Origin of the sequence: Cytobacillus mangrovibacter (genome assembly GCF_042865275.1) — a bacterium.
Taxonomy (GTDB): domain Bacteria; phylum Bacillota; class Bacilli; order Bacillales; family Cytobacillaceae; genus Cytobacillus; species Cytobacillus mangrovibacter.
The window spans coordinates 292,884-307,460 of the sequence record NZ_JBIACJ010000004.1; the positions used below are offsets into that span (position 1 = coordinate 292,884).

General features: G+C 38.9%; 13 protein-coding genes and 1 riboswitch. All 13 genes read left to right on the top strand.

Going from position 1 to position 14,577, the window contains the following annotated elements:
* Nucleotides 1–4: 4 nt before the first annotated feature.
* Nucleotides 5–1,315, top strand: a complete 1,311-nt coding sequence (gene sufD, locus ACFYKT_RS09960) for a Fe-S cluster assembly protein SufD (RefSeq protein ID WP_389219025.1) — start codon at nucleotides 5–7, stop codon at nucleotides 1,313–1,315.
* Nucleotides 1,315–2,544: a cysteine desulfurase gene (locus ACFYKT_RS09965; RefSeq protein WP_389219031.1), complete on the top strand. Its 1,230-nt coding sequence runs from the start codon at nucleotides 1,315–1,317 to the stop codon at nucleotides 2,542–2,544. The genes sufD and ACFYKT_RS09965 overlap by 1 nt, the downstream gene beginning before the upstream one ends.
* Nucleotides 2,534–2,965 (top strand): Fe-S cluster assembly sulfur transfer protein SufU, encoded by a 432-nt coding sequence (gene sufU, locus ACFYKT_RS09970; RefSeq protein ID WP_389219034.1) that lies wholly within the window; start codon nucleotides 2,534–2,536, stop codon nucleotides 2,963–2,965. The genes ACFYKT_RS09965 and sufU overlap by 11 nt, the downstream gene beginning before the upstream one ends.
* 188 nt (nucleotides 2,966–3,153) lie before the next feature.
* Nucleotides 3,154–4,551 (top strand): Fe-S cluster assembly protein SufB, encoded by a 1,398-nt coding sequence (gene sufB, locus ACFYKT_RS09975; RefSeq protein ID WP_389219037.1) that lies wholly within the window; start codon nucleotides 3,154–3,156, stop codon nucleotides 4,549–4,551.
* 412 nt (nucleotides 4,552–4,963) lie between these two features.
* Entirely contained in the window at nucleotides 4,964–5,803 is an 840-nt protein-coding gene (locus tag ACFYKT_RS09980; RefSeq protein WP_389219040.1) for a DUF72 domain-containing protein, read from the top strand.
* A 120-nt stretch (nucleotides 5,804–5,923) separates the two neighbouring features.
* Complete coding sequence (locus tag ACFYKT_RS09985) at nucleotides 5,924–6,226, top strand: YunC family protein (protein WP_389219043.1); 303 nt, start codon at nucleotides 5,924–5,926, stop codon at nucleotides 6,224–6,226.
* 195 nt (nucleotides 6,227–6,421) lie between these two features.
* A complete protein-coding gene (locus ACFYKT_RS09990) occupies nucleotides 6,422–7,507 on the top strand; it encodes an HD-GYP domain-containing protein (protein ID WP_389219046.1) in 1,086 nt (361 codons plus the stop codon).
* 139 nt (nucleotides 7,508–7,646) lie between these two features.
* Nucleotides 7,647–7,841, top strand: a riboswitch (Lysine riboswitch).
* 151 nt (nucleotides 7,842–7,992) lie between these two features.
* Nucleotides 7,993–9,561 carry a Na+/H+ antiporter NhaC family protein gene (locus ACFYKT_RS09995; RefSeq protein ID WP_389219049.1) on the top strand — a complete coding sequence of 523 codons (1,569 nt, stop codon included), beginning with the start codon at nucleotides 7,993–7,995 and terminating at the stop codon, nucleotides 9,559–9,561.
* 354 nt (nucleotides 9,562–9,915) lie between these two features.
* Nucleotides 9,916–11,118, top strand: coding sequence for an ABC transporter substrate-binding protein (locus ACFYKT_RS10000; protein WP_389219052.1), 1,203 nt, complete (start codon nucleotides 9,916–9,918; stop codon nucleotides 11,116–11,118).
* 119 nt (nucleotides 11,119–11,237) lie between these two features.
* Nucleotides 11,238–12,113, top strand: coding sequence for a branched-chain amino acid ABC transporter permease (locus ACFYKT_RS10005; protein ID WP_389219055.1), 876 nt, complete (start codon nucleotides 11,238–11,240; stop codon nucleotides 12,111–12,113).
* Between the two features lie 11 nt (nucleotides 12,114–12,124).
* Entirely contained in the window at nucleotides 12,125–13,072 is a 948-nt protein-coding gene (locus ACFYKT_RS10010; RefSeq protein WP_389219058.1) for a branched-chain amino acid ABC transporter permease, read from the top strand.
* 1 nt (nucleotide 13,073) lies between these two features.
* On the top strand, nucleotides 13,074–13,862 hold the full coding sequence (locus tag ACFYKT_RS10015) for an ABC transporter ATP-binding protein (protein WP_389219061.1): 789 nt from the start codon (nucleotides 13,074–13,076) through the stop codon (nucleotides 13,860–13,862).
* Entirely contained in the window at nucleotides 13,855–14,562 is a 708-nt protein-coding gene (locus ACFYKT_RS10020; RefSeq protein WP_389219064.1) for an ABC transporter ATP-binding protein, read from the top strand. The genes ACFYKT_RS10015 and ACFYKT_RS10020 overlap by 8 nt, the downstream gene beginning before the upstream one ends.
* The last annotated feature ends 15 nt before the right edge of the window (nucleotides 14,563–14,577 follow it).

The following is a 14,577-nucleotide window of genomic DNA, read 5'->3' on the forward strand; positions in this document are numbered from 1 at the left end:
CATTATGTCAACAGAAACAAAGTTACCATTTGATAAGGAATATGTGAGCTCCTTTTCAAAAGAAATGGGCGAGCCGGCATGGCTTACAGAGCTTCGTTTAAATGCACTAGCAAACGCTGAAAATCTGCCGATGCCAAAGCCAGATAAAACAAACATTAATAAATGGAACTTGACACAGTTCCAAAAACATATGGTAGACAGCAAAGACTTTACTTCTTTAAACGAACTTCCTGAAGAAGTACAAACATTGATTAACCTAGAAGATGCGGACCAAAATTTATATATTCAACGAAATAATAGACCATCGTATCTATCTGTTTCGAAAGAGCTTAAGGATAAAGGTGTTATTTTCACAGATATCTTTACAGCTTCAAGAGAACATGGTGATCTATTGCAGAAATATTTCATGCAAGATGGAGTAAAGGCTGATGAGCATCGTTTAACTTCCTTACATGCTGCTTTAGTAAACGGTGGAGTCTTTCTTTACGTTCCCAAAAATGTAGAGTTATCTGCACCGATCCAAGCTATATATATTCATGACAACGAAGAGGCTACTCTTTTTAACCATGTTATTATCGTTGCTGAAGACAATAGCTCGGTCACATATGTGGAAAACTATTTCTCAACAATGGATGCTGCAAATGGAGTATTCAATATTATCTCTGAAGTAATTGCTAAAGCGAATGCGAAAGTTCAATACGGAGCAGTTGATACGCTGGCTAAAGGGCTGACTGGCTATGTGAATCGTCGTGGAGTTGCGGATAGAGATGCACGCATTGAATGGGCGCTTGGATTGATGAATGACAGCAATACCGTTTATGAAAATGTGACCAACCTTATTGGTGATGGATCGTTCGGAGATACGAAAACAGTAGTCGTTGGACGTGGCGAGCAGACACAAAACTTTACAACTAGCATCGTTCACTTTGGCAAGAATACAGAAGGATATATTCTTAAGCACGGAGTTATGAAAGACGCTGCTACATCTATCTTTAATGGAATCGGCAAAATCGAGCATGGGGCTTCTAAATCAAATGCAGAACAAGAATCACGTGTTCTTATGTTAAGTGAAAAGGCGCGTGGAGATGCAAACCCAATTCTATTAATTGATGAAGATGACGTAACAGCGGGCCATGCTGCTTCTGTTGGACGTGTAGATCCATTGCAATTGTACTACCTGATGAGCCGTGGGATTCCGAAGACTGAAGCAGAGCGACTAGTTATTCATGGCTTCCTTGCACCAGTTGTCAATGCACTTCCGATTGAGGGAGTTAAACAGCAGCTGACTGCAGTTATTGAAAGGAAAGTAAGATAATGGATATCTATGATATTCGTCAACTGTTTCCGATCTTACACCAGGAAGTCAATGGGAAGCCACTAGTATACTTAGACAGTGCTGCAACATCCCAGAAGCCTGTTCAGGTCATAGAGGCAATAGATAAATATTATCGTGAAAGCAACTCGAATGTTCATCGTGGAGTCCATACACTTGGAACAAGAGCTACGGACGGCTATGAAGGGGCAAGAGAAAAGGTTCGCAAGTTTATCAATGCGAAATCAACGGAAGAAATTATTTTTACAAGAGGGACGACGACGTCTTTAAATACAGTTGCTGCAAGTTATGCAATGGCAAATCTTCATGAAGGAGATGAAATTGTCATTTCCTATATGGAGCACCATAGCAATATCATTCCATGGCAGCAAGTGGCAAAGAAAACAGGTGCGGTTTTAAAGTACTTGCCTTTGCAGGAAGATGGGACAATCGCACTTGAGGATGTAAGAGAAACTGTAACTGGACATACGAAAATCGTTTCCATTATGCAAGTATCAAATGTTCTTGGTGTAGTAAACCCTATTAAGGATATCGCCAAAATTGCTCATGAAAACGGAGCGATTATGGTGGTAGATGGGGCACAGAGTACACCACATCTAAAAGTAGATGTTCAAGATTTAGATTGTGATTTCTTCGCCTTTTCTGGCCATAAGATGTGCGGGCCAACTGGGATTGGCGTATTATATGGTAAGAAGCAGCTCTTAGAAAACATGGAGCCGGTTGAGTTTGGCGGCGAAATGATTGATTTTGTTGGCTTGTACGAATCTACTTGGAAGGAGCTTCCTTGGAAATTTGAAGGGGGTACTCCTATTATTGCTGGTGCCATTGGATTAGGTGCTGCAATTGATTTCCTTGAAGAAGTCGGATTAGACAACATAGAAGCACATGAACATAAGCTAGCTGCTTATGCGATGGAAAAAATGTCTACTATTGATGGGATAACCATTTTTGGACCGAAGGATGTTTCGAAGCGTACGGGACTTGTTACGTTTAATCTGAATGATGTCCATCCTCATGATGTAGCGACTGTATTGGATGCTGAAGGAATTGCCGTTCGGGCAGGGCATCATTGTGCACAACCATTAATGAAATGGTTAAAGCAATCAGCAACTGCACGCGCAAGCTTCTATCTGTACAATACAGAAGAAGATATTGATAAGCTTGTAAGCGGGCTTGTCAGAACAAAGGAGTATTTCAGCGATGTCTTCTAACAATTTAGATACTCTCTATCGGCAAGTAATAATGGATCATTATAAAAACCCCCGAAATAAAGGGGTTCTTGAAGATGATAGCTTAACGATTAATATGAATAATCCGACTTGTGGGGATCGAATTCAATTAACATTAAAGCTTGATGGTGAAAAGGTAGTTGATGCGAAATTTGAAGGGGAAGGATGTTCGATTTCGATGTCCTCTGCTTCAATGATGACGCAAGCGATTAAGGGGAAAAATATTGAAGAGGCTCTAAAGCTTTCAGAAGTATTTTCTCAAATTATGCAAGGAAAAGACTATGAAGATGATATCGATCTTGGCGATATTGAAGCATTGCAGGGAGTAGCGAAATTCCCAGCGAGAATTAAATGTGCAACTTTAGCTTGGAAGGCAATGGAAAAGGGATTGAAGGAAGAATAATATTCTTAATATTAATTGTATAAAAAAGTACAGAAATTTGAGAGTTGTCTAGCTTCAGCGCCTACCCCCTCGAGGTCACAAGCCAATCCTCCCAGAAAGGCAAAGAACGCCTTTCAGTGAGGCTCGTCTTGTGCTTGTCGGGGGTGAGCAAGGCGCTTACGCATTTCAATGAATGGAGGAATACGACGATGGCAAAAAAGATGCCTGAGATTGGCGATTACAAATATGGTTTTGCCGATAAAGACGTTTCCATTTTCCGATCAAAACGCGGTTTGACGAAAGAAATTGTTGAAGAGATTTCAAAAATGAAGCAAGAGCCACAATGGATGCTTGACTTCCGTTTAAAATCATTGGAGCATTTCTACAACATGCCTATGCCGCAATGGGGCGGAGATTTAGCGTCATTAAACTTTGATGAAATCACATATTATGTGAAACCATCTGAAAAAACGGAGAAATCTTGGGATGAAGTACCTGAGGAAATTAAACAAACATTTGATAAGCTTGGGATCCCTGAGGCTGAGCAAAAGTATTTAGCTGGGGTTTCAGCTCAATACGAATCAGAGGTTGTTTATCATAATATGCAGGAAGATCTTGAAGCACTAGGAATCGTATTTAAGGATACGGATTCAGCGCTGCGTGAGAACGAAGATATTTTCCGTGAGCACTTTGGGAAGACAATTCCTCCTACGGATAATAAATTTGCTGCGCTAAACTCTGCTGTTTGGTCTGGCGGATCATTTATTTATGTTCCAAAAGGAATTAAAGTTGATACACCACTACAAGCATACTTCCGAATCAACTCAGAGAATATGGGGCAGTTCGAGCGTACATTAATTATTGTTGACGAAGGTGCACATGTTCATTATGTAGAGGGTTGTACAGCTCCTGTATATACAACAAACTCATTGCATAGTGCGGTTGTTGAAATTGTTATTAAAAAAGATGCTTATTGCCGTTACACAACGATCCAAAACTGGGCAAACAACGTATATAACCTTGTTACAAAACGTGCTGTTTGTGAAGCCAATGCAACAATGGAATGGATTGACGGAAATATCGGATCGAAATTAACAATGAAATATCCAGCGGTTATTTTAAAAGGAGAAGGCGCACGTGGAATGACTTTATCGATTGCAATTGCAGGTAAAGGTCAGCACCAGGATGCTGGAGCAAAAATGATTCACCTTGCACCAAATACGTCTTCTACGATTGTATCTAAATCAATTTCTAAGCACGGCGGGAAAGTAACATACCGCGGAATCGTCCAATTTGGCCGTAAAGCAGATGGTGCACGTGCAAACATTGAATGTGATACATTAATCATGGATAATCAATCAACTTCAGATACGATTCCATATAATGAAATCATGAACGATAATATCTCATTAGAGCATGAAGCGAAGGTTTCAAAGGTATCAGAAGAGCAATTATTCTATCTAATGAGTCGTGGAATCTCTGAACAAGAAGCTACTGAAATGATCGTCATGGGCTTCATCGAGCCATTTACTAAAGAACTTCCGATGGAATATGCGGTTGAGATGAATAGATTAATCAAATTCGAGATGGAAGGCAGCATCGGTTAAAATGCTGTAAACACTGTCAAGGACAGTTTCCTTGCTATATCACCAGTTGTTGTCCCATAGATCTACTCTATGGGACAATTTTCTTTTCACGCCTCGGTTTATGTCCCATAGATTTGTTTTATGCGACAATTTTATTACCAATCCCCTTGTCATGTCCCATAGTTGTGTTCTATGAGACAATTATCTTTCCCCGCCCCCGGCCTATGTCCCATAGACGTTTTCAATGAAACAGTTTTATTTCCAAGCCCACAATTGTTCCTTTCCCGTAGCAGATATATTCCATGGAATACTGCAAATTCACATAGTCTTTGCCTCATGCGCTTGTACATACAATAAGTCCATTCCTCTTTTGGCTAATGGCCTTTTTCTTGTTACAATATAAATGTAAACCTTCCAAATAGAGGTGTGTTTCATGATATTAATTGGAGTAACTGGATGGGGGGACCATCATACCCTTTATACTCATCCCGATGCTAAACGGAATAAATTAATGACATATGCTAGTCATTTTCCAACTGTTGAAGTAGATGCCTCCTTTTATGCAGTCCAGTCAAAACAAAATGCAGAAAGCTGGGTAGAGCAGACTCCAGATAATTTTCAATTTATAGTGAAGGCTTATCAGGGAATGACAGGTCATGAAAGAGGAGAGATCCCTTATAAAGATAAAGGTGAGATGTTTGCTGCATGTAAGGATTCATTGGAACCATATCAAAATAAGTTGGCGATGGTTCTTTTTCAATTTCCGCCTTGGTTTGATTGTAGAAGAAAGAATGTAGATTATTTGCGTTGGTGTAAGGAGCAAATGGGAGAACTTCCTTGTGCGATAGAATTCCGCCACCAGTCATGGTATAAACCAGAGTATAAGGAAAAAACGATCCAATTTATAAAGGATGAAGGCTGGATTCATACTATTTGTGATGAGCCGCAGGCAGGAGCAGGTTCGATACCGATTGTGCTTGAACCAGCCAATACGGAAAAGGTATTAGTAAGATTTCATGGGCGGAATGTACATGGCTGGCAAAAGAAGAATGCCCCTAACTGGAGAGAAGTGCGTTATCTTTATAGATACAATGACAAGGAGCTTGCTGAGTGGGCAGAGTACTTGAAGAAGTTAGATGAAGCATGTAAGAAGGTGTATGTAGTTTTTAACAATAATTCTGGCGGAGATGCTGCTGATAATGCCAAGCAACTTATCCAAATGTTGAATCTTGAATATACCGATCTTGCCCCTAGACAATTGGAATTGTTTTAATGCCTATCCATGTAGGGCCAACGAATATGATACTTGAAATATAAAAGTAGGCTTGGTGATATTACACGCTTTTTTAGTCACTAGCATAGTTTGTAGTGGGTAGGAAAGGAGTGTAAGATCATGATTGATTTAAAGCCGATTGATATAAAGGGCCATACATTCCTGTGTGTCTCGGTGGAATTGCCAAAAACCAATTTACTTGTTGTAACAAGTGATAAAGGATATATCATGTGTGGTGCCCTAGATGTTGCGTTGCTAAATGAGAAGTTAAAGGATCGCAAAGTAATTGCCGGCAGAGCTGTGGGTGTAAAAACGATCGAACAGCTTCTGGAGGCACCATTAGAATCTGTTACCTATGAAGCAGAATCGTTAGGGATTCATAAAGGTATGATAGGAAAAGAGGCCCTTCTTAAAATGATATAAAAGGCATGCCGGAAAGTTCATTCCGGCTGCCTTTTTTATTCTTACTAAATTCTTTAAATGAATAAACTGTCAATATTTTTCGACAAAGTGGCAGTGGCATCTGTCACTTATTGGCGAAAAAAGGTATGATGGATAAAGGTGATTATTTATGAATACGAAAATGAAAAAACTACGGAAATTGTATAGGAGTAATTTATGAGATTAGTGACAACAACATCTGTAGAGGTCGATACAATTCTTGCTAGAGCTATTTATAATGAAACAGGACAAATATTACTAAACGAAGGTGTAGTGCTGAAGGAAGGAATGATTCAGCGTCTTCAAGCTTTGGGTATTAGTTATATCTTTATAAAAGATAATCAAACAGAAGATATTCAATACAAGAGCACTCTTTCAGATCCAGTTCGCAGGGAAGCGATTCAAACAATTAATTCGATTTTCCTTGAAATTCAAAAGGATGCTAACTTAACCAATTCTTTCGTTGTTGAAAAAGCTTCGAGGCGTCTATCAGAATTGATCCGTTTTTTAATGGCTGAATTAGCGGAGGATAAGGAATTAATAAATCTGCTTTCTGATGCTTTTTCCTACGATAATTATATATTTACCCATTCCTTAAATGTGACGCTCTATTCTTTAGCGATCGGAATGGAGCTGAAGCTTTCACCAAAGGAGCTTGAAACCCTTGGTTTAGGAGCCATTTTTCATGATATTGGAAAGTTGAAAGTACCTTTAGATGTATTGTTAAAGCCGGGAAGATTAACGGAAGAAGAGTATATTGCGATAAAAGAACATGCTGAGGCAGGTTTTCAAATATTGAGGAAGGTACAAACGATTCCCTTATTGGTTGCTCATTGTGCCTATCAGCACCATGAACGGATTAATGGATCAGGATATCCAAGAGGGATTTCAGGAAAGGATATTCATTATTTCGGAAAAATCATAGCTGTGGCGGATGTATTTGATGCGGTAACTTCCAATCGTGTGTATCGGAAAGCGATGCTTCCGCATGAAGGATTAGAGATTCTTTATGCAGGTTCAGGAACATTGTTTGAGAAGCAAGTTGTTGAAGCTTTCCGCTATGCTGTTGCTATTTACCCGGTTGGGATAACAGTTGAACTGAGTGATGGCCGAAAGGGAATTGTTTCTGGGCAAAATACAGGTCTAGGTGACCGGCCTATTATTCGAATTATGGAGCATGATGGTGAACAGGTAGAGCCATATGAGTTAGACTTGAAAATAGAGTTAAATATTGTTGTGACTGCTTGTGACACAACTTTTTAGATAGCAGAAATGTTAACAAGAATTGTCAATAATAAAGAGGAACTTCATAAAAAGTATTTATTATACTTAATGACAATAGCTTATCAGCATTCTGTTATTCTGATATAGTAATATACAATTAAATAAACCTTATCATATCCGATGGGGTAGAGGCGCGGAATTCAAGAGTAAGCTGTGTGAGGATGACAACAGTGATTACAGCTAAAAGGGAATTTTGCCGAAGCAAATGAATTGTGTCAACAATAATTTGTTGGGGTTACTTTGAATAAGGGTAACACTATCATTATGGAGGCCAAGTGCTTGATTTCCTTCATATTGGGGAGCTACAGGACGTGATGGAGAATCTAATTACTTAATAAAGAGTAATGGTAGACAATCTCTATCGTTATTCTTTTTTTATTTTTCTTCTATTATTATCAATTCCCTCTAAATAAAGGATTAGTATTCAAACGTATATCTCATACTAATTAAGAGGAGGAACAAAAATGGAAAATACCATTTTTTCACTAATCCCGCCATTTTTGGCGATTATCATGGTCATATTTACACGGAAGGTTTTGATATCCTTAGGTGTAGGAATCGTATCAGCCTCTCTATTACTAGCAGAGTTTAGTATAACAGGCACCATAAGTACCATCTATGATTCGGTAAAAGGCATCTTTGTATCAGATGGGGAAATGAATTACTCGAATATTTATATCCTTTTATTCTTAATCATACTAGGGATTATTACATCTTTTATTTCTATTTCTGGGGGAAGCCGAGCGTTTGGTGAATGGGCAATCAAGCGAGTGAAATCCCGAATAGGTGCACAAATCGTTACAGCCGTCTTAGGTATTATCATTTTTATCGATGATTATTTTAATGCGCTTGCAGTTGGTCAAATCTCAAAGCCAATCACTGATCGTCAGAAGGTATCAAGAGCGAAGTTAGCTTATTTGATTGATTCAACTTCAGCACCTATATGTGTTGTTTCACCTGTGTCTAGCTGGGGTGCTTCAATCATTGCGTTAATCGGAACGATTCTAGCAACACATAATATAACAGATTACTCCGCATTCTCTGCATTTATGCAAATAATTCCGATGAACTTATATGTTTGGGCCACTTTGGCAATGGTGTTCATTGTTGCTTTCAGAAATGTGGAAATTGGACCGATGAGAGTGCATGAACTGCGTGCTGTAAAGGAAGGACTGGTTACAGATCCTTCAAAGCCAGCTGCAGGAGAATTGAAAGAGGATTTGCCGACTAGTTCAAAAGGAACTGTTGGGGATTTAGTATGGCCGATTGTTGCCCTAATTGTTGGAACAGTTGGGACAATGCTTTGGACAGGCTATGAAGCGGCTGAGGAAAAAACGATCCTAGCTATTTTTGAATATACGGATGTTACCAAGTCATTGATTCTAGGCGGGCTTCTCGGGTTAATCGTAACTTTAGGCTTTTTTATCCGTCAAGTGGTTATATTAAAAGCTGTAAACGGGAATGTCTTAGGAAAAGGAGTTTGGGCAGGGACAAAGTCGATGCTTCCAGCTGTGTATATCCTTTTATTTGCTTGGGCTATTGCTGATTTAATCGGACGTTTAGAAACAGGAAAGTATTTAGCTGGCATTGCAGATAGCACAAATTTAAATTCTTCATTTCTGCCGTTTATCCTTTTTGTTATCGCTTGTATTATGGCATTCAGTACAGGAACATCATGGGGCTCTTTTGGAATACTCCTTCCGATTGCTGGGGATATTGCAGCCGCAACAGATGTAAGTCTCTTATTGCCGGCTTTAGCAGCCGTGTTAGCTGGTGCTGTATTTGGTGACCATTGTTCACCGATATCCGATACAACCATCCTTTCAGCGACTGGTGCAGGATGTAATTTGATGGATCATGTAATGACGCAGATTCCATATGCTGTGACCTCAGCTATAATTGCAGGAATTGGCTATTTAGTGATTGGATTTACGGGCAGTACGGTTCTTGCTCTCTTAGCAGTTGCACTTCTACTTATTCTTTTTGCTATAATAGCTGGCAGAATTTCAAAAGTGGACTGGCAGGAGACATAAATAATATAAAGGAAAAGGCTTTCTCATGTTGAGAGAGCCTTTTCAAATGTTTTGATAGTAAAAAAATAATAGAAGAAAAAATAATTCTAATGTAATTGTAAAGAATAAATATTTTGAAAAATTATAATCTTGCTAAAATATTGTTTTGACAGATAACTCTAAAAATATTATACTATTTTTAGATTAGAGCAAGTAGTTAGAAAATATCATATTTTACATTTTGTTTCAGAAAGTTAGGAGTATGGTCGGGCTATTTGAAAAGGTTATGAGAGAGTGTGGGCCTGCGTATAACCAGATACAAATGCAAGATTACGCTTTTAATTATCGGAACAATCAGACAAAGGGGGATTAGGGATGTTTTTTAAGAAAAAGATTACTTCAGTACTTATGGCTTCAACATTGGCAGCTGGATTATTAGCTGGCTGCGGCGGTGGGGAAAAAGCTGGTACAGAAGGCTCAAAAGGTTCTAGTGGTGGAGATACCATTAAAATAGGTGCGAACCTTGAGCTTTCAGGTCCTGTTGCTTCATATGGACAAGGGATAGCGGCAGGGATTGAGCTTGCTGTTGAAGAAATCAACAATAGTGGCGGAGTAGATGGAAAGAAAATCGAAATTATCAAAGTAGATAATAAATCTGATGCTGCAGAAGCAACGAACGCAGCGATTAAATTAACAAACCAAGATAAAGTAACGGCTATTATTGGTGCGGCTACTAGTGGAAATTCAGTAGCACAGGCTGAAATTGCTAATTCTAATAAAACGATTCTATTATCACCATCTGGTACGAGCCCGAACGTAACAGTTGGAACAAATGGAGATGTGAATGAATTTGTTTTCCGTACTTCTTTCATTGACCCATTCCAAGGAACAGTTGCAGCTAATTTCGCTTCTGGAGATTTAAAAGTGAAAAATGCAGCTATCTATGCAGATAATGCGAGTGACTATGCAAAAGGCCTTGCAGCTTCATTTAAGGAAACGTTTGAAGGTGCAGGTGGAAAAGTTGTATCAGAAGAATCTTATGTGGCAAAAGATACGGACTTCCGTTCGACATTAACACGTATTAAATCTGCAAATCCAGAGTTTATCTTTATCCCTGGTTATTATGAAGAAGTAGGCTTAATTATTAAGCAAGCTCGTGAAATGGGTATTGATGTTCCATTTATGGGAGCTGATGGTTGGGATTCACCAATTCTTGTTGATTTAGCTGGTGCAGATGCTTTAAATAACACATTCTTAACAAATCATTACTCAGCACAAGATCCAGATGAAACGATTCAAAAATTTGTAACTAGTTTCTCTGAAAAGTATGATGGAAAGTCGCCTGATGCATTTAATGCACTTGGCTATGATTCAGTTTACTTCTTAGCAGATGCAATGAAGCGTGCTGGCAGTACATCGGATGCAACGAAAATTAAGGATGCTCTAGCAGCTACTAAAGATTTAGCGCTTGTAACTGGTATTGTTACTGTTGACGAACTACACAACCCAATTAAATCAGCGACTGTTTTAGAACATAAAGATGGGAAGCAAGTCTTCAAATCTAAGGTTAATCCTTAAGAGAAGCTGGAGAAATGGGGGGATAATCTATCCTCCCATTTCTATTGAAAAGGGTGCAAAAAATGTAAGTTTTTGGAGTGTAAGCTTTTTTCGCATTTTAGTTGAGGGAGTGAAAATTCATGGAATGGATACAGCAATTAATAAACGGTATTTCACTCGGCAGTATCTATGCATTGATCGCGCTAGGATATACGATGGTTTATGGAATAATTAAATTAATTAACTTTGCTCATGGCGAAGTTTTTATGATTGGTGCTTTTGTCGGTTTTTATGCCATCTCAGGTTGGGGCCTAGGCTTCTTTCCTGCATTATTGCTGGCAATGGTTGTCTGTGCTCTATTTGGTGTACTGATTGAGCGGATTGCTTATCGACGACTTCGAAATGCCACTCGGATTGCTGCATTAATCACGGCAATTGGTTTATCTCTTCTCATACAATATGTAGTTATTTATTTTAGAGGTGCACAACCTGAAGCTTATCCAAATGTATTATCTAATAAAACATTTGACTTCTTTGGAGCACAAATAAGCAGTCAATCCATTTTAATTCTTTCTGTCTCAATTATTCTAATGATCCTTCTACAATTTATTGTTCATCAAACAAAGATTGGAAAGGCTATGCGTGCTGTTTCCCATGATATGGATGCTGCCCGTTTAATGGGGATCAATGTAAATACAACCATTTCTGCAACATTTGCTATTGGTTCAGCTTTAGCAGGAGCGGCAGGTGTATTCTTTGGTGTGTATTATACAAAAATTGAACCACTTATGGGAGTTATCCCTGGCTTAAAGGCGTTTGTTGCGGCTGTTTTAGGCGGAATCGGAATTATTCCAGGTGCAATGGTCGGAGGTCTCGTACTTGGAGTTGTGGAAACAGTGGTAAGTGCATTAGGCTACTCTCTATGGAGAGATGCGGCAGCCTTTATTATTCTTATATTAATTCTTTTATTCAGACCGTCGGGCATCTTCGGTAAAAATGCTAGAGAGAAAGTGTAGGTGGGAAGTCTATGAAAAAGGTAAAAGGATTTTGGCTCTTTTTAATTTTATCAATTGTACTTTATGGAACGGTTCAACTTCTCATCAACGCCGGTATCTTAAATCAATTCTATTCTAATACGCTCATTTTTATTGGCATTAATATCATCTTAGCAGTCAGTCTTCATCTAGTCATCGGAATTACGGGCCAGTTCTCGATTGGACATGCTGGGTTTTTAGCAGTAGGGGCTTATATTTCGGCTATATTCACTATGAAATTACAGCTGCCATTACCAATTGCTATATTAGTTGGTGGGATTGTAGCCGCTTTAGCTGGTCTTATTGTCGGGATTCCAAGTCTTCGCTTAAAAGGGGATTACCTGGCGATTGCTACTTTAGGATTTGCAGAAATTATCCGGATCGTATTCTTAAATATTGATTATGTAGGTGGAGCGGCAGGGATGCAAGTTTCCCACTTAACGAATTGGACGTACACTTTCATTTGCCTATTTATTACGATCGTCGTTATTATGAACTTTACAAATTCAAGACATGGACGTGCATGTATTTCCGTTAGAGAAAACGAAATTGCGGCAGATGCGATGGGAATTAACACTGTTTATTATAAGGTAATCGCTTTTGCCTTAGGTTCCTTCTTTGCAGGGGTTGCAGGCGGATTATATGCACATAACTTCTATATTATACAGCCAACAAACTTTGGCTTCCTTAAATCATTTGATATTTTAATTTTTGTTGTTTTGGGTGGGCTTGGCAGTCTTTCTGGTGCTGTTATATCCGCTATCCTTCTTACACTCGTTTCAACCTTCTTACAGGATTATCCTGAGACGCGAATGATTATCTATAGCCTTGTGCTTGTAATCGTTATGCTATATCGTCCACAAGGATTGATGGGGACTCGAGAAATCACAGATATCTTCGGTAAGTGGAAAAATGTGAAGAGTGTGAAAGGGGGTAACTAGTATGGGAAGTACGCCTTTACTGCAGGTTCGTAATACCGGCATCCAGTTTGGAGGACTTAAGGCTGTTTCGGATTTAAATATGGAAATCCATCAGGGAGAGCTTATTGGGCTCATTGGACCAAACGGAGCTGGGAAAACAACATGTTTTAACTTACTAACAGGTGTTTATGTACCTACCGAAGGAAGTATTGAATTTGAAGGAAAAAAACTGAATGGACTAGCCCCTTATCAGGTTACACGGAGAGGGATCAGCCGTACATTCCAAAATATTCGATTATTCAATGAACTGTCTGTAGTGGATAATGTAAAAGTAGCTTATCATTCTTTAGCAAAGCATTCTATTTTAAGTTCTATTTTGCGTCTGCCTTCACATATTTCTGGGGAGAAAGAGATGGAAGAAAAATCTATAGAGTTTCTTAAGATTTTTAATCTTGATCAATACAAAGATGAAGTAGCAAAAAATTTACCGTATGGTCAGCAAAGAAGATTAGAAATTGCAAGAGCTTTAGCAGCTGGGCCACGTCTATTATTGCTTGATGAACCAGCAGCTGGGATGAATCCGCAAGAAACGAAGGAGCTAATGGAATTAATCGCCTTTGTTCGAAATAAGTTTGATTTGACCATTTTATTAATTGAACATGATATGAATTTAGTCATGGGGATTTGTGAAAGAATTTATGTATTAGATCATGGACAGCTTATTGCAAAAGGTTCACCAGAAGAAATTCGTAATCATCCGAAAGTCATCGAGGCGTACTTAGGAGAGGAGGTTCCGAACGACCATGCTTAACGTCGATCAAATGAATGTTTATTATGGAAACATACATGCACTTAAAGGGGTTTCCTTAGAGGTAAATGAAGGGGAAATTGTCACTCTGATTGGAGCGAATGGAGCGGGAAAAAGTACTCTTCTGAAGACCTTGTCTGGACTTCTTAAACCAAAGAATGGAACGATTCAATATTTGGGAAGTTCGATTGCTGGAAAACCTGCACAGGAGATTGTGAAATCAGGAATATCTCATGTGCCAGAAGGACGTAGAGTCTTTGCGAATATGACAGTTGAAGAAAACCTGGAGCTTGGTGCCTTTTTAAGAAAGGACAAGAAAGAGATTCAAAAGGATATTGAAAAGGTGTACAAAACATTTCCACGTTTACTGGAGCGTCGTAAGCAATTGTCTGGAACGCTCTCTGGGGGAGAACAGCAAATGCTGGCGATGGGCAGGGCAATTATGGCAAAGCCAAAGCTCCTTTTACTTGATGAGCCTTCAATGGGATTAGCACCGTTAATGGTGAAAACGATCTTTCAAATTATTGAAGACATTAATCGAGATGGAACAACGATTCTATTGGTTGAACAAAATGCGCATATGGCTTTGTCAATTGCTAACCGCGCTTATGTTATTGAAACGGGTCGTGTTATTGTTTCTGGTACAGCAGCAGAACTTCAAGCAAGTGAAGAAATCAAAAATGCCTACCTTGGTGGACATTAATTTAAAGACGAAAAA